This window comes from Streptomyces sp. NBRC 110028 (assembly GCF_001417735.1).
Classification (GTDB): domain Bacteria; phylum Actinomycetota; class Actinomycetes; order Streptomycetales; family Streptomycetaceae; genus Streptomyces.
This window is the reverse complement of the sequence record NZ_BBUZ01000052.1, coordinates 18,941-33,586: the sequence shown is the minus strand read 5'-3', so window position 1 is coordinate 33,586 and position 14,646 is coordinate 18,941. Positions and strand designations below refer to the sequence as shown.

General features: G+C 73.3%; 10 protein-coding genes and 1 pseudogene. 4 read left to right on the top strand and 7 right to left on the bottom strand.

The annotated features are described in order from the left end of the window. Positions 1-16 precede the first annotated feature (16 nt). Positions 17-1,927 (top strand): MFS transporter, encoded by a 1,911-nt coding sequence (locus ASC60_RS35470; RefSeq protein WP_055557827.1) that lies wholly within the window; start codon positions 17-19, stop codon positions 1,925-1,927. Between the two features lie 10 nt (positions 1,928-1,937). On the opposite strand, the gene ASC60_RS35465 is transcribed toward ASC60_RS35470, so the two are convergent. Genes ASC60_RS35465 through ASC60_RS35450 form a run of 5 tightly spaced genes read right to left on the bottom strand, consistent with a single transcriptional unit; the run spans position 1,938 to position 9,704 of the window. Beyond that, positions 1,938-3,239 carry an ABC transporter substrate-binding protein gene (locus ASC60_RS35465; RefSeq protein ID WP_063787273.1) on the bottom strand — a complete coding sequence of 434 codons (1,302 nt, stop codon included), beginning with the start codon at positions 3,237-3,239 and terminating at the stop codon, positions 1,938-1,940. Then, the gene (locus tag ASC60_RS43515; RefSeq protein WP_063787272.1) at positions 3,236-4,168 is read right to left on the bottom strand and encodes a hypothetical protein; all 933 of its coding nucleotides are present in this window, start codon (positions 4,166-4,168) and stop codon (positions 3,236-3,238) included. The genes ASC60_RS35465 and ASC60_RS43515 overlap by 4 nt, the downstream gene beginning before the upstream one ends. Next, on the bottom strand, positions 4,165-5,646 hold the full coding sequence (locus ASC60_RS35460) for a vWA domain-containing protein (RefSeq protein WP_234357271.1): 1,482 nt from the start codon (positions 5,644-5,646) through the stop codon (positions 4,165-4,167). The genes ASC60_RS43515 and ASC60_RS35460 overlap by 4 nt, the downstream gene beginning before the upstream one ends. Before the next feature lie 12 nt (positions 5,647-5,658). Next, the gene (locus tag ASC60_RS35455; protein ID WP_055557825.1) at positions 5,659-7,986 is read right to left on the bottom strand and encodes a serine/threonine-protein kinase; all 2,328 of its coding nucleotides are present in this window, start codon (positions 7,984-7,986) and stop codon (positions 5,659-5,661) included. Continuing rightward, complete coding sequence (locus tag ASC60_RS35450) at positions 7,983-9,704, bottom strand: trypsin-like peptidase domain-containing protein (protein ID WP_370593003.1); 1,722 nt, start codon at positions 9,702-9,704, stop codon at positions 7,983-7,985. Before ASC60_RS35450 ends, ASC60_RS35455 begins: the two co-directional genes overlap by 4 nt. A gap of 489 nt (positions 9,705-10,193) precedes the next feature. Between ASC60_RS35450 and ASC60_RS44270 the strand changes: the two are divergent. Both ASC60_RS44270 and ASC60_RS35445 read left to right on the top strand, forming a co-directional pair. Next, positions 10,194-10,253: pseudogene (locus tag ASC60_RS44270) on the top strand (hypothetical protein); the annotation flags it as partial. A 212-nt stretch (positions 10,254-10,465) separates the two neighbouring features. Continuing rightward, positions 10,466-11,935, top strand: coding sequence for a glycoside hydrolase (locus tag ASC60_RS35445; RefSeq protein ID WP_055557823.1), 1,470 nt, complete (start codon positions 10,466-10,468; stop codon positions 11,933-11,935). Positions 11,936-11,946: 11 nt separating this feature from the next. Here ASC60_RS35445 and ASC60_RS35440 read toward each other — a convergent pair whose 3' ends face one another. Beyond that, positions 11,947-12,546, bottom strand: a complete 600-nt coding sequence (locus ASC60_RS35440; protein WP_055557822.1) for a TetR/AcrR family transcriptional regulator — start codon at positions 12,544-12,546, stop codon at positions 11,947-11,949. Positions 12,547-12,690: 144 nt separating this feature from the next. On the opposite strand from ASC60_RS35440, the gene ASC60_RS35435 reads away from it, so the two are divergent. Further along, the gene (locus ASC60_RS35435; protein WP_055557821.1) at positions 12,691-13,521 is read left to right on the top strand and encodes an NAD(P)H-binding protein; all 831 of its coding nucleotides are present in this window, start codon (positions 12,691-12,693) and stop codon (positions 13,519-13,521) included. Positions 13,522-13,618: 97 nt separating this feature from the next. Here the strand turns inward: ASC60_RS35435 and ASC60_RS35430 are convergent, their stop codons facing one another. Then, positions 13,619-14,617: a Ku protein gene (locus ASC60_RS35430; protein ID WP_055557820.1), complete on the bottom strand. Its 999-nt coding sequence runs from the start codon at positions 14,615-14,617 to the stop codon at positions 13,619-13,621. Positions 14,618-14,646 lie beyond the last annotated feature (29 nt).

The following is a 14,646-nucleotide window of genomic DNA, read 5'->3' as shown; positions in this document are numbered from 1 at the left end:
GACGGGGAGAGCCGCAGTGACCACCGTGGATCCGACACGGGCCGATAAGAACGGGAACTCGGAGGAGAGCACCGCGGCGCGAATACGCCTGCCCGCGCAGCGCTCGCCCACCGCACCGGACGATCATGCGGCGCAGGCGGAGCGCGGAGGTGAGGCGGCCGGTCGGACGGGTTTGTTCCGGCGCGCCTGGTACGCCCTGCGCCGCCCGGTGCCCGCCGCGCTGGCCGCGGCCGCGGTGCTGCACCTGCTGTGGGTGGCGCTGCTCGCCAACAGCGGCGGCGATCTGGCCGCGCAGGACGCCTGGGCGGAGTTCGCGCTCCAGCACCCCGACTCGGCGTACAACCTGGCCTGGTACGGCGGCATGCACCCGGTGTCGTACAGCGTCATCTCGCCGTATCTGATGGCGGTCCTCGGCGTGCGGTCGACCATGGTGATCGCCGGGACGCTGTCCGCGGGGCTGCTCGCCCTGCTGCTGGTCCGCAGCCGCTCGGTGGCGCGGCCGATGTGGCCCACCCTGTACGGCGCGTTCGCGCTGGTCTGCAACGCGATCTCGGGCCGGGTGACCTTCGGGCTCGGCGCGATGTTCGGGCTCGCCGCGGTGGCGGTGATCTTCGCGTGGCCGGTGCGGTGGCGGTCCCGGCACTGGCATCACCGGACCGGCCGGTTCCTGCTGGCCGCCCTGCTGTCCGGGGTGTCGACCATGGCCAGCCCGGTGGCGGGCCTGTTCGTGGGGATGGTGGCGGCCGCGCTGTGGCTGACCAAGCGGCGCCCGGCCGCGTACGCGCTCGGCGTCACCCCGACGCTGGTGGTCGCGCTGTCCGCGTGGCTGTTCCCGTTCTCCGGTGAGCAGCCGATGTCGTTCGGCTCGGCGGTGCTGCCGCTCATCGCCGGACTCGCTGCCTGGCTGCTGTCCCCGGCCGACTGGCGCACGGTGCGGGTCGGCGCGGCGCTGTACTCGCTCGGTGTGGTGCTCACCTGGCTGATCCCCTCCCAGATCGGTACCAACATCTCCCGGCTGGGCATGATCTTCGGCGGGGTGGTGGTGATCGCCGCGCTGAGCGAGCGCCGCATCCGGCCCGCCCGCGCCGAGTGGCGCACCACGCGGCCCGGACAGCGGTGGACCGCGCTGGTGCTGGCGCTCGCGACGATCACGGTGTGGCAGCTGGTCAAGACCGGCGACGACGTCATCCACACCACCCCCTCGGCGGCCTGGGCGCGGGAGCTGGCGCCGCTGGTCGACCGGCTGAAGCGGGTGGACGCCGGCCGGGGCCGGGTCGAGGTGGTGCCGGTGCGCAGCCACCGCGAGTCCTCCGCGCTCGCCCCGTACGTCAACCTGGCGCGCGGCTGGAACCGGCAGCGGGACCTGGACCGCAACCCGATCTTCTACGGCGACAACACCCTCACCCCCACGACCTATCACGACTGGCTCAAGCGCTGGGCGGTGCACTTCGTGGTACTGCCCGCCGACAACCCGGACCAGGGCGCCGAGAAGGAGTCCCGGCTGCTGCTGGACAGCAAGCTGCCGTATCTGCGGCAGGTGTGGTCGGACGCCAACTGGAAGCTGTACGAGGTCAAGGACCCGACGCAGCTCGCCGACCCGCCGGCCACCGTGGAGCGGGCGGACGCCGACCAGCTGGTGCTGAAGGTGCGGGAGCGCGGACCGGTCCTGATCCGCATCCCGTACTCGCCGTGGCTGGGCCTGGTCGACTCCGAGGGGCGCAGCGTCCACGCGCCGAAGGCCGACCGGCGCGATGAGCCGCCGGTCAACCGCCAGGGCTGTCTGACCAAGGAGGTCGAGGACGCCGAGGCGGGGCAGCCGGAGGACGAGTGGACCGTGCTGCACGCCCCGCGCCCCGGCACGTACCGGATAGCGGGCAAGTACCAGCTGCCGCGCGGCACGCCCTGCCCGGAGGAGATGGCCCCGTAGCGCGGGCGCGTCATCCGCAGACGGTCGGCAGCCAGGGCTGTCCGCGCTCCCGGCGCAGATCGGTGCGGACCTTCTCCAGGCTGGTCAGCAGCGCGTCCGGGCCCTTGCCGACATCGCTGAGGTAGGCGAGCGCGGCGCGCTGGAAGGCCAGCCGCATCCGGGTCGGCATGGCGTCGGACGCGTCCAGGCACAGGGAGCCGGAGTCCCTGAGCGTGCGGGCGATCCGCCGGGCCACGCCGTCGGTCCACACGCGGAGGGGGACCTCGCTGTTCGCGAAGAACGGCGGGGTCCTGTCGCGCGGGGTCTTCCCCACCCAGGCCGTCTGGTGATCCGCCCGGGTGAGGTACGCCAGGAGCTTTTCCGACTGCGGGGTCTTGCGGAACATCACCGCGAAGTCCGCGGACACCTCCCGGGCGGCGGTGCGCCGGTCGGCGCCGGGGATCAGCCCGCGAGAGAAGTCGAAGGCGGCGCGGGCGCGGTGCTTCTTCGGGTAGTCGCCGCGGATGAACGAGCCCTGGTGCTCCAGCGCGCACGGGGGCCGCGGGGCGAACAGCTTCCGGCCCGCGGCCCGGAAGTCGGTGAGCAGCGCGGTGCGCGCCGCGCCCTTCCCGAACAGGGAGCCCCAGGTCCGCCACGCCTGCTTGACGCGGGGGTCCGTCCAGTCCAGGCGGCCGGTCGCCCACGCCTGGTAGACGGCCTTGCCCTGCTGCTGGAGCAGGATGTCCTCGACCCAGTCGGTGCCCGGCCAGCCGGAGGTCGCGTCGCCGCCCATTCCGGCGCACCACTGGCCGTCCCGGGCGGCGAGGGCGGGCAGTTCGCTCGGGTCGTGGCGGTCCCGGTCGTACCAGACGATGCTCTTCAGATCGGCCTTGACCGCGATCCCGTAGACCGCTCCGTCCCCGCGCGGCGCGGGCTTCCACAGCGGGCCGTCGTAGGCCGCGAGGGTTTTCGCGGGAAGCAGCTTCTGCAGGGGCACCAGGGCGCCGGAGTAGGTGGCCAGTTCGCCCGGGGTGGGCAGAACGGCGATATCGGGCGGGGTGCCCGCCTTCACGTCCGAGGACAGCACCTCGCGCAGCGCGGTGGTGCCCTGGTAGTCGACCCGGATGCGGGTCTCGGCGGTGAACGACCGGAGCAGTTGGCGGAAGGCCGTGCCCTCGTGTCCGGTCCAGGTGGCCAGCACGCTGACGCTGCCGTGCGACCGCTGTCCGCCGGTGTCGCCCACACCGACCGCGGTCAGCACCACCAGCCACAGCCCGAGGATCGCCGCGCTCACGTTCCAGGAGCTGCCGCGGGGGCTCGTCCGGGCGCTCATCGCGGCTGGAACCTGTACTCGTTGATGCGCGGCTGGAGCCCGATGAGGATCAGCGCGGCGAGGGCCGCGCCGCCCAGGGGGATCCAGCCCCCGGCCCCGGCCCGCCAGTGGGTGCCCCGCATGGTCGCCGCCACCTCCTCGGCGGTCGCGCCGCCGCTGGAGCCGATGTCCGTCCGGTGCAGGGTGCGGCCCGCCGAGGCCAGCCGCTCCTGGGTCTGGTACGCGAAGCCGGCCAGCGGCACCACCGCGACCAGCAGCGCGGTCGCCGCGATCAGCCAGGGGTTGACCAGCCGGCGGAAACGGTGCCGCAGATATCGCTGGGTGAGGACCAGCAGCGCCGCGAGGGTGAGGAACAGCGCGGGCACCAGCACCCACCAGGCGAACGTCAGCAGCCCGCCGAACGAGGTCTGCGTCCGCAGCACCTTCTGCTGCCCCTTCTGCACGGTGCCCAGCCGGGCCAGGATGCCGTCGTCGTGCCGGGTGAGCATGGCGGTGGCGTAGCTCAGATAGGCGTCGCGCAGAGCGTCGTTGCCGCGGTTCACATATGCCTGCTCGACGATGTCGCTGTACGAGGAGACCAGCCCGGTGATGGTGAGCAGCGACTGACGGGCCTCCTCGCCCCCCGTGGTGCTCTTGACGGCCTGGGCGAGGCTCTGGTTGGCCGTGGACAGTTCGTTGCGGTAGTCCTCGCCGAGTCCCTCGACGTCGGTGGTGGGGCCGGTGAGGCTCCGCCTGGCCTTGTCGTTGGAGGCGTGGAGGGCGTCGATCGCGGCGGCCACCTGCAGGATCGCGGGGGTCGACCGGTCGCTGACCGCCGCGCAGTTGCGGCTGACGCCGTAGTACGCGGCGAACAGCGTGGTCACCGCCACCCCCGTGACGGCGAGCAGCGCGGTCAGCCGCCGCACGAGGAAGGCCCGGGTGCCGCTCATGACGCCTCCTCCGGGCGCAGCGGGGTCCGGCACTTCTGGCAGTACGCGGCGGTGGCGGGCGCGGTGCGGCGGCAGGACGGGTTGGGGCAGATCACGTCCGGGCCGGTGGGGGCCGGGGTGAGGGCGGCGCCGGTGAAGCGGACGCTCTCCTCGGTGACGATCATCGCCGAGTTGAGGTCCAGTGGCCGGATGGGCTCCCGGATCCGCACCTCGCCGGTGGCGGCGTCGACGATGTGGACCAGCCCGCGCAGCCGCTCCAGCATCTTGGCGCTGCCCAGTCCGTGCGCGAGCCGGACGGCCTGCCCCCACTGCCGCCGGGCCTCCTCGCGGTCGCCCGCCTCGTACGCGTCGCAGCCCGCGGTGATGGCGAGGCCGAGGTCGGAATCGGCGCCGTAGTGCGCGAGACGGGGGTCGACGCGGGAGGACAGCAGCAGGTCGTCGGTCCACTGGACGAGCACGGACTGCGCGGCGGGCGGCGGGGGCTCCGTATCGCCGTCCAGCAGGAGGTCGACGGTGGCCAGTTCGACGTCCTCGCCCACCGGATCGCCCTCGGGGTCGGCGAGGACACACAGATGGAACTCGCGGGACTCGTCGCCCCAGGCGCCGGTGCCGCATTCCCAGGTGCGCGCGTCGGGCCGGGTGCCCTCGCCGGTGAGGTCGACCCGGGTGGGATGCACCTGCTTGACGAAGCCGATCCGGCCGCCCGCCCGGGTACGGACCCGGATCCGCACCCCGGCCAGCGCCTTGGCCATGGAGGCGCGGGCCATGTCCGCGAACTCGGCGGCCAGCGCGGAGTCGTCGAGCACGGCGTCGGCGCGGCCGTGCAGTCTGCGCACGATCTCCTTCAGCTCGGTGGCGTCCCAGCCGTCGCCGATGCCGCGCGCGTCGCAGGTGAAGTGCGGGGCGCAGGCGTCCAGCACCTTGTCCAGGTATCCGGCCGGGTCGTGTTCGTTGCGGCCGTCGGTGAGCAGCAGGGTGTGCCGGATCGCGGCGGGGCCGCTGAGGTGGAGCCGCCGGGCCAGGTCCAGCCAGGCGCCGATGGCCGTACCGCCGATGGCGGGCAGCCGGGCCGCGACGCGGGCGGCGGCGGCCCTGGTGTCGGGGCCCGCGACGGCCATGCCTCCCGGATACGGGTAGACGACCTGGGCCTGTTCGGTGCCCTCGATGATCGCGAAGTGGGTGCCGTCGCGGAGCACGCCGACGGCGGTCGCGGTCGCCCGGCGGGCCGCCGCGATCTTCGTGGGGGGCCAGCCCATCGATCCGGAGCAGTCGATGACGATGACCTCGGAGGCGGCGGTACGGGCCGCGGCCGGGCCCAGCCCCTTCGCCTCGACGCTGATGACGGCGTGCATCTCGGCGCGGCCCCCGGCGGCCGGGAGGTACTTGTTCTGGTGCACGCGCAAGCTGATGGCGGGGCCCTCGCCCTCGACCTCGCCCTCGTGATCGTCCCCGTACAGCCCGTCCTGGTCCTGGCTCATGTGCTCCCCCTGTCAGACGCCGGTCATGGGCCGGATGGCGTTGGCGCGGTCCACCAGCACCCCCAGGGCCTCCGGGGTGTCGGCCTGCCGGGCGAGATCGCGCAGCACCGCTTCGAGCCGCGACCGCACCGACAGCTCGTCGTCGCCCTCGCCGAACAGCAGCCCGGGGCCGGCCGGCCCGCCCGGGGCCGCCGGACGCAGCGTCCAGCCGAGCGCGGCCTCCAGCACCTCCGCGGTGAGCCGGTCCCGCGCCTGCCCCTGGGCGCGCCCGTCGTCCAGATACAGCCGCGGCAGCCGGGTCAGCACCTCCACCAGATCCTCACCGGTGGGCTGCCCGCCCGGCGGGGGGCCGAGCCGGCCGGCGAGCACCCGGACGGCCGCGATCCGGGCGGCGTCGTAGTGGCGCGAGACCTTCGGCACCCCGTCGAGGACGGTGACCGCCCCGCCCCGGTCCCCGGCGGCGAGCCGCAGCCGGGCCAGCCCGAAGGCGGCGCTGCCCTGGGAGTGGTTGCGCTCCCACACCGCCTCGTAGAACCGCTTGGCGGCCTCGTGGTCGCCCAGGTGCTCGGCGCAGTGGCCCAGCGCCAGCTTGGGCGCGTACTCACCGGGCAGCGCGCTGTACACCTCGTCGAACGCGCCCCGTGCCTCGGTCACCGCGCCGCCCGCGAGCCGCAGCAGGGCGCGGTGCCAGGCGGGCCGCCAGTCGTACGGGGCGCCGCCGATGATCTCCTCGGCGGCCGTCAGCTCGGCCTCCGCCCGGTCCCGCAGCCCCAGGTCCAGATAGGCGCGGCAGATGCGGAAGCGGATCTCGGCCGAGGGGTACGGGAACGCGCCCAGCTGCTCGATCAGCCGCCGCGGACTGCTGTCGGTCGGGGTGTTGAGCAGGGCGGCGCCCGGGTCCGCCGCGTCCGGGAAGGGCACCGGCAGCCCCGGCGGCACCCGCTCCGGAGACGGCAGCCCGTGGGCGAGGGCCCGGCCCGGATCGCCGTCCAGCCAGTGCTCGAGCCCCGGGATCCGGCCGAGCCCCGCGTCCAGCAGCGCGGCGGTCGGGGCGAACAGCGTGGACGGCTCGGGCTGCTCCTCCCGCAGCCGCAGCGCGTGGATCTCCCGGAGCACGCCCCACAGCTGCTCGGACATCTCGCCCGCCGACCCGAACCGCCGCCGCGGATCGTGTGCGGTGGCGCGGGCCAGCACCCGCCGGTACGACTCGGCGCCCAGCCCCGGCGGCGCCTGGGCGGGCAGCCGCGCCTCCTCGGACAGCGACCGCAGGGTCGCGCCGACGCCGTACAGGTCGTGGCGCTCGGTGAGGAGGCCGCCCCGCAGCGACTCGGGGGAGGCGAACTTCTTGGTGATCACGGGCGGATCGCCGCCCCGCTGCCCGAGCCGGCGGACCGCGCCCAGGTCGATCACCTTCACGCGGCTCTCGTAGTGCATCACGTTGCTCGGCTTGAGGTCGCAGTACAGCAGCCGCTCGCCGTGCAGATAGCCGATCGCGCGCAGCATGAGACAGCCGTACGCCAGGATGTGCTCGTACAGCCGGGGCCCGTCGTACGGCGGCGTCGCGTCCGCGATGCGGTCCCGTATCTGGGCGAGCGTCATGCCGCCGACGAACTCCATCACGATGTAGCCGGTGAGCCGGTCGCTGCCGGGCTCGGGCTGGGTGACGTAGTTGATGATGCGGACGATGCCGGGGTGGTCGAGCATCGTCAGATAGCGGCGCTCCTCGACCGCCGCCCGCAGCGCCGCCTCGTCCTCGTTGTTGATCAGGCCCTTGATGGCGACGGGCTGCCGCTCCAACTGGGTGTCCTCGGCGAGATAGACCCAGCCGAGCCCGCCGTACGCGACACAGCCGATCACCCGGTACTGGTCGCCCAGCAGATCCCCCGGGCGCAGCCGCGGGGTGAAGTCGAACGGGTGGCGGCAGCGGGGGCAGAAGCCCGCCGACAGCGCGGGCTCCCCGTTGTACGGCGCGCCCACGGTCTCCTCGCAGCCCGGGCGGCCGCAGATCTGGCCGCGGGAGGGGGGACGCGGATCGTCGAGCACGAGGTCGGTGAGGGAGGGCAGTTCGACGCGCGGCAGGTCCAGCAGATCGTCCCCGGCGGGCCCCAGGGTGAACTTCCGCGCCGCGTCGCGGCGGCGGGCGCGGTCGGTGGCCGTGGTCGGCCCGGACCGCAGGCTTCCGCTCCCCGTTCGGGGCCCGGTGCCGGCTGTCTCGGGGGCGGTGGGCGCGGCGGGCCGGGGTCTGCGGCCGCACTCGGCGCAGAAGCCGCGGTCGTTGACCCGGCCGCGGCCCCCGCCGGGGCAGTCCGCGCGGGCACACACCGCACCGGCCGTCGTCATGGCGCCTCCCCCTCCGGCCGCGGGTGCGGCGGCCTGTGCACGGCCTGGACGAAGCGGTCGACGGCGCGCCGCGCGGCCGCCACGTCGCAGGGCACCGCGGTCAGCTCGCGGTGGGCGGCGCGCTGGAGCGGGAACAGCTCCCGGCGCTCCGAAGCGGCCTTCGCCCCGAGCAGCGCCGCGTACGCGTTGAGCAGCCCCTTCAGCTCCTTGACCTCCTCGCGCCGGGCGTCGGCCGTGCGCAGCGCCGCCTCGGCCCGCTCCCGTACCGCCCGTACGGCGTGCTCGAACGCGGCCAGCTTGGCGACGATGTGATGGGTGCGCAGCTCGGGGTCGCCGCGCAGCCGGGTCAGGTTGATGCGCAGCGCCGGGGCCTTTGCCGGATCGGATAACGCGCGCGCCCCGGCCCCGGTGGCCTCCCGCTCCAGCCCGGTGGCCTCCGCGACCAGGGCGGCCAGCTCGTCCAGCCAGGCGTCGATCCGCTCCGGCTCGGGGCGGAACAGCTCCTCGGCCAGCCGCAGTCCGGGCGCGTGCGGATCGCGGAAGACCAGCATCAGCCGGGCGCCCAGGTCGGCGAGGAGCTTCATGAAGCCGATCAGCGCCTCAGGGTCGCTCGCCCGGTCGAGTCCCACGGCCACGATGGTCAGCGGTACGGCGTTGGCCCGGATCCGGCCGAGCGGGGAGGTGTCGCCGGGTGAGCGCACGTCCATCCGGTCGGCCACCCGGAGGGCCACCTCGGTCTCGGTGCGGCCGGTGACGTCGATGGCCAGGTCCACGCTGCCCAGCGGCGGTACGGTGCCGTGCGGCGCGGCGGACACCGCCTCGTCGTCGCCGCCCCCGGACAGCTCGCGGTCGGCGAGGGTCACGGCGCGGCTGAGCGCCTCGTAGCGGCCGCTGTCGTCGTGCGCGATGACGACGGTCTCCACGTCCGCGACGCCCGCGCGCCGCCCGGCCAGGGACTCGCGGCGCAGCCACAGGGCGAGCCGCTGCGCGAACGGGATGTCCAGCACCTCCCGTTCGCCGGAGGTGAGCCGGGAGACGAGCCGCGCGTCGACGACCCGGTCGCCGCCCACGGCGTCGCGCAGCAGCGGGAGGTGACGCAGGATCGTCTCGATGTGGATCATGTTCGACCGCAGCCGGCGCTCGTCGGCGGGGATGTCGGGGGCGTCGTCGTAGCGGTTGACGATCATTCCGATGACATGGCCGGTCTTCAGGTCCTCCACCCCGGCGCCGCTGCATCCGCGCCGCACCACGTCCCCGGGGGAGTCCGGGATCAGCTCCAGCCACTCCGCGCGCGGGCCGACGGCGCCCGCGATCTTCGCGTAGAACCAGGTGCCGTCGTCGTTGTGTCGGGGGAAGCCCAGGTTCCGGACCTGCCCCAGCGGCTCCGGCGACAGCCGGTACAGGGGCGCGGCGTGCTCGGCGGGCTGCGGGCGGTCCAGCGTGAGCAGCGCGATGTCACCGCATCCGTCGGAGCGCCGGGGCACCCAGCAGCCCGGGGCGACCCGCGCGGTCACGGTGGCGGCGTCGGGCACCTGCACCAGGTCGACCAGGACCTGTGAGGCGGGCACCGGCCGCCCGTCGTCCGGGATGACATGGGCGCACGTCAGCACGGTGTCGCCGCCCAGAAGGATCCCCGCGCCCAGGATCTCGCCGGTCATGCCGCGGATCCGAACCCGCCAACGCCCCCCGGCGGAGGACTCATTGACGGGAATGTTCATGTCCGCCCCCATGTGGCAAGAGGATACGCCCGCCGGGTGCGGAAGTGACCCCTTCGTCCGATGGGTCACGGGAAAGGATGAGTGGACGGCGAAAGTCCCCGCCGCACGCGCTCCCGCGCGGTCACCACGGGCCCGGCGCGAGGGCCGTGAGGAACCCCCGGCGGTCGCACGCCCCGCCATTCGAGTGATGCCACGTCACACTTCTTGTGGACGGAACTCTTTCGATGGATTACTGAAAATGTGCGGTATGGCCTCCGTCGGTGTTCCCGGCGAGCTGGCCCCGCATCCTCGCCGGTCCCGGGCGCCGGGCGTGCCGCGCGAGGGGGCCGGGCGGGCGTCCCCAACGACCCGGTCGGCGCACATCGCATTCTCCTGCGAGCGCGAGCGGGTCCGACCCGCCCGGCCCATCTCTCCGTCCCTTCCCGTTCCGTCCTCTGAGCCGCCTTCGGACCTCCGGGCCCGTTCAGTCTGCGGCAGGGAGTAAACGCCATGCCCATCTCTCCGAACCAGGGGTCGACCGGCGGTGGCACCGTGGTGACCATCACCGGCACCAACCCGGACACCACGCAGTCGGTCACCTTCGGCGGCATCGCATCCGTGGCGCCGCCGGGGAGCGGCCGGTCGCCGGACGGGCGGGACACCCACACCCCCTCGCCCCGCGACCGGCCCGCGACGGCAGAAAGCGCTGTCATGCCTCTCGACAACTCCCTCTCCGCGCCCGACCCTTCACACCACGGGGCCCCAAGCGGCAGAAGGGACACATGGTGCGACGAAGAACGCTCCTCACCGCGGCAAGCGCAACCCTGCTCGGCACCGCACTCACCACCGGCACGGCCCACGCCGACGAGGCCGTCACCATCGACCCGGGCACCGACCACGGTGGCTGGGAGGGCTGGGGCACCTCGCTCGCCTGGTGGGCCAACCTCTTCGGACAGCGGGACGACTTCGCCGACCTCTTCTTCACCACCAGGAACACCACGTACGCCGGTACCACCCTCCCCGGACTCGGGCTGAACATCGCCCGCTACAACCTCGGCGGCTGCGCCTGGACCAGCGTGGGCGGCCAGTCCATGGCCGTCTCGCCCAACATCCCCCGGTTCAAGCAGATCGAGGGCTACTGGCACGACTGGTCCAGCGAGGACCCCGCCTCCTCCGCCTGGCGCTGGGCCTCCGACGCGGTCCAGCGCGCGGCGCTCACCAAGGCCGTGCAGCGCGGCGCCGTCACCGAGCTGTTCTCCAACTCACCCATGTGGTGGATGTGTCTCAACCACAACCCCTCCGGCGCGGCGGACGGCGGCAACAACCTCCAGTCCTGGAACTACCGGCAGTTCGCCGTCTACCTCGCCACCACCGCCCGCTACGCCCAGGACCACTGGGGCGTCCGCTTCGCCACCGTCGAGCCGTTCAACGAACCGTCCTCCGCGTGGTGGAAGGCGGACGGCACGCAGGAGGGCTGCCACATCGACGCGGCGGTGCAGCGCACCGTCCTCGGCCACCTCCGCACCGAGCTGGACAGCCGCGGCCTGACCGGGGCCCGCATCTCGGCCTCGGACGAGACCAGCTACGACCTGGCCCGCACCACCTGGAGCTCCTTCGACACCGCGACCCGCGCCCTCGTCGACCAGGTCAACGTGCACGGCTACCAGGGCTCGGGCGGCCGCCGCGACCTGCTGTACGCGGACGTGCGCGCCGCGGGCAAGAAGCTGTGGAACTCCGAGACCGGCGACAAGGACGGCACGGGCCTCACCCTCGCCACCAACCTCTGCCTGGACTTCCGCCGGCTGCACCCGACCGCCTGGTGCTACTGGCAGGTCATGGACCCCAGCGCGGGCTGGGCGCTCATCCACTACGACCCGAACACCGCGCAGCCGGGTGCCGTGCAGACCAAGTACTACGTCCTGGCCCAGTTCACCCGGCACATCCGCCCCGGCATGCGGGTCCTGGCCACCGGCTCGGACCACGCGGTGGCGGCGTACGACCCGGCCGCACGCCGCCTCGTGCTCGTCGCCGTCAACCCCGGCGCCGCGCAGACCATGACCTTCGACCTGTCCCGGTTCGGCCAGGTCACCGGCGGTACGGGCGGCCTCGTGCCGCGCTGGTCGACACAGACGGCGGGCGGCGGCGACCTGTACACCGCGCGCCGGGACACGGTGCTGGACGGCAAGCGGCTGAGCGTTCCGTTCGCCGCGCAGTCCGTGCAGACGTTCCAGATCGACGGGGTGACGGAGTAGCCGCGTCGCTTTCAGATCGCCAGGTGGCGGATGATCCGGCGCAGCTGCTCCGCGTAGTGCTCGCGGAACTCCGGTGACTCCGGATCGGCGTCGAAGTACCGCCGCACGGCGTGCGGCAGCGCGATCGGCGCCGCGACCAGGCTGACGCACAGCAGCATCGCCATGGCGGGGTCGATGTCCTCCGCGATCTCGCCGGCGGCCTGGCGGCGCCGCAGGTCGGAGAGGTCTTCCGGGCCTTCCTCCGGCACGGCGTCGTCCAGGCCGCACCAGGCGTTGAACCGGGTCGCCCGGGGGTCGGCGAAGGCCTCCCGGAGGTAGCGCTCGACCAGCTCGTCGAGGGGGATCGAGGGGTCGTTGAAGGTCTCCTCACGCTTCAGCCACTCACGGCCCAGCTCCCGGTACAGCCCCTCCTTGCCGCCGAAGTGGTACGCGATCAGCTGCTTGTTGACGCCCGCCCGGTCCGCGATGTCCTGCACCCGGGCGCCCGCGAACCCCTTCTGCGCGAACTCGTCCCGCGCGGCCTCCAGCAGCAGCCGCCGGGAGCGCTCCGGGCACAGCTTGCGCTCCTCGGGCGCGGGGGCGCGGCGGGGCCTCTTCGGCGTCCCCTCCATGTCCTTCAACTCCTCGTGCCACTGCTCCGTGCTCGATTCCGTGCTCGATCGGACCAGACTAGCTCCATCTATGTGTTTGACAACTTCATCCGATTGGATGAACCTGGCTTCGGGAATGCTTGAGGACAGCCAGGGAGGCACGTCATGATCGTGGTAACCGGAGCCACCGGAAACGTCGGCGCGCATGTGGTGGAGGAACTGGCCGCCGCGGGCGCGGAGGTCCGCGCGCTCACCCGTGACCCCGAGGCCACCCGCTTCCCCGACGGGGTCAGCGGGGCACGGACCGAGGACCTGCCGCTGGAGGGAGCCACCGGGCTCTTCCTCCACGGCGCGGTGGCGTGGCAGCTGGGCGTCGAGAAACTGCTGGAGCGGGCCAAGGAGAGCGGGGTGCGGCGCATCGTGACGCTCTCCTCGTCCTCCGTCCTCGAGGAGGCCGACCCGAAGGACAACCCGATCGGTGCCATGCACCGCGAGCTGGAGGCCCAGGTCGAGCGCACCGGGCTGGAATGGACCCATGTCCGGCCGGGTGCCTTCGCCGTGAACGCCTTCCAGTGGGCGGACCAGATCAAGGCCGGGGACGTGGTGTACGGCGCGTACGCCGGAGCGCACGTGGCGCCCATCCACGAGGCCGACATGGGTGCCGTCGCCGCCCGCGCGCTCCTCACCGACGACCTGGTCGGCCGGACGCCCGAGCTGACCGGCCCGGAGTCGCTGACCTTCGCCGACCAGGTGCGCGTCATCGGCGAGGCCATCGGGCGGCCCCTGCGGTACGAGGAGATTCCGCACGAGGTGGCGCGCGAGAAGATGATCGGCGGGTTCGTGACACCGGAGATCGCGGATGCGCTGCTGCGGTTCTCCGCGGGCTGCGTGGACCGGCCGCAGGCGATCTCCCCGGAGGTCGAGCGCATCACGGGCCGCCCGCCTCGGACGTTCGCGGAGTGGGTCGCGGACCACCGGGGTGCCTTCGGCGGATAGGCCGGTGCGCCGGGGGTGCGCTGTGGGTGCCCGCCCCACCCGGCCACCCGCCACCGGCGGGTGGCCGGGTGGGGCGGGCGTGACCCCGCACCCCGCGTCAGGCGCCGCGCTTGCCGGGCTGCTTCTTGGCCGCCGCCTTTTTCGGCGTCTGCTTCTTCGCCGCGGTCTTCTTGGCCGCGGCCTTCTTCGCGGCCGTCTTCTTCCCGGGCTCCTTCTTCTTGGCGGGGGCCTTCTTGCGGCCGGTCAGTTCGGTGACCGTCGCCTTCTCCTCGGCCGATTCGGCTGCCTCGGCCGCCTCCGCCTCCTCGGCCGATTCGCCGCGGGCCTCCTTCGCGCTGCGGACGCTGTCCTTCAGCGCGGCCATCAGGTCCACGACCTGGGCGCCGGTCGGGCGCTGGCCCGGTTCGGCGGTGGGGGTGGCGCCGGAGACCTTCGCCGCCACCAGGGACTCCAGGGCCTCGTGGTACTCGTCGTGCAGTTCGCTCAGGTTCACCTCGCCGAGCGTGGCCATCAGGGTGTCGGCGAGATCCAGCTCGGCCGGTTTCACCGTGACCTTCTCCTTGGGCGCCACACCCGCGGGCTCGCGCACCTCGTCCGGCCACAGCAGCCGGTGCATGGCGATGGCGTCGCCGACGACGCGCAGCATGCCGAGCCGTTCCCGCCCGCGGTGGGCGTACTTGGCGATGGCGACCTTCTCACTGCGCTTGAGGGCCTCGCGGAGCAGGGCGTACGGCTTGGCGGCGGCGGTGCCGTTGGCGCCGAGGTAGTAGGCGTCGCCCATCTGCAGCGGATCGATGTCCGAGGCGTTCACGAACGCCTCGATCTCCAGGGCGCGGGTGGTCGGCAGCGGAAGGGCGGCCAGGTCCTCGTCGGTGATCGGGATCAGGGCACCGTCGGCATCCTCGTACGCCTTGCCGATCTCCTCCGAATCGACCTGCTTGTCCTCCAGCTCGCAGACCTTGCGATAGCGGATGCGGCCGCCGTCGGCGGTGTGGATCTGCCGGAAGGACACCGAGTGGTCCTCGGTCGCCGGATACATCTTGATCGGGATGCTCACCAGGCCGAACGAAATGTTCCCATTCCAGATAGATCGCATGCTTGATCCCTTTCGTGAGATTCTTATCG

Coding starts and splice junctions, on each gene's coding strand:
- ASC60_RS35465 (WP_063787273.1), bottom strand. CDS start 3,239: ATGAGCGCCCGGACGAGCCCCCGCGGCAGCTCCTGGAACGTGAGCGCG.
- ASC60_RS43515 (WP_063787272.1), bottom strand. CDS start 4,168: ATGAGCGGCACCCGGGCCTTCCTCGTGCGGCGGCTGACCGCGCTGCTC.
- ASC60_RS35460 (WP_234357271.1), bottom strand. CDS start 5,646: ATGAGCCAGGACCAGGACGGGCTGTACGGGGACGATCACGAGGGCGAG.
- ASC60_RS35455 (WP_055557825.1), bottom strand. CDS start 7,986: ATGACGACGGCCGGTGCGGTGTGTGCCCGCGCGGACTGCCCCGGCGGG.
- ASC60_RS35450 (WP_370593003.1), bottom strand. CDS start 9,704: ATGAACATTCCCGTCAATGAGTCCTCCGCCGGGGGGCGTTGGCGGGTT.
- ASC60_RS35445 (WP_055557823.1), top strand. CDS start 10,466: ATGGTGCGACGAAGAACGCTCCTCACCGCGGCAAGCGCAACCCTGCTC.
- ASC60_RS35440 (WP_055557822.1), bottom strand. CDS start 12,546: ATGGAGGGGACGCCGAAGAGGCCCCGCCGCGCCCCCGCGCCCGAGGAG.
- ASC60_RS35435 (WP_055557821.1), top strand. CDS start 12,691: ATGATCGTGGTAACCGGAGCCACCGGAAACGTCGGCGCGCATGTGGTG.
- ASC60_RS35430 (WP_055557820.1), bottom strand. CDS start 14,617: ATGCGATCTATCTGGAATGGGAACATTTCGTTCGGCCTGGTGAGCATC.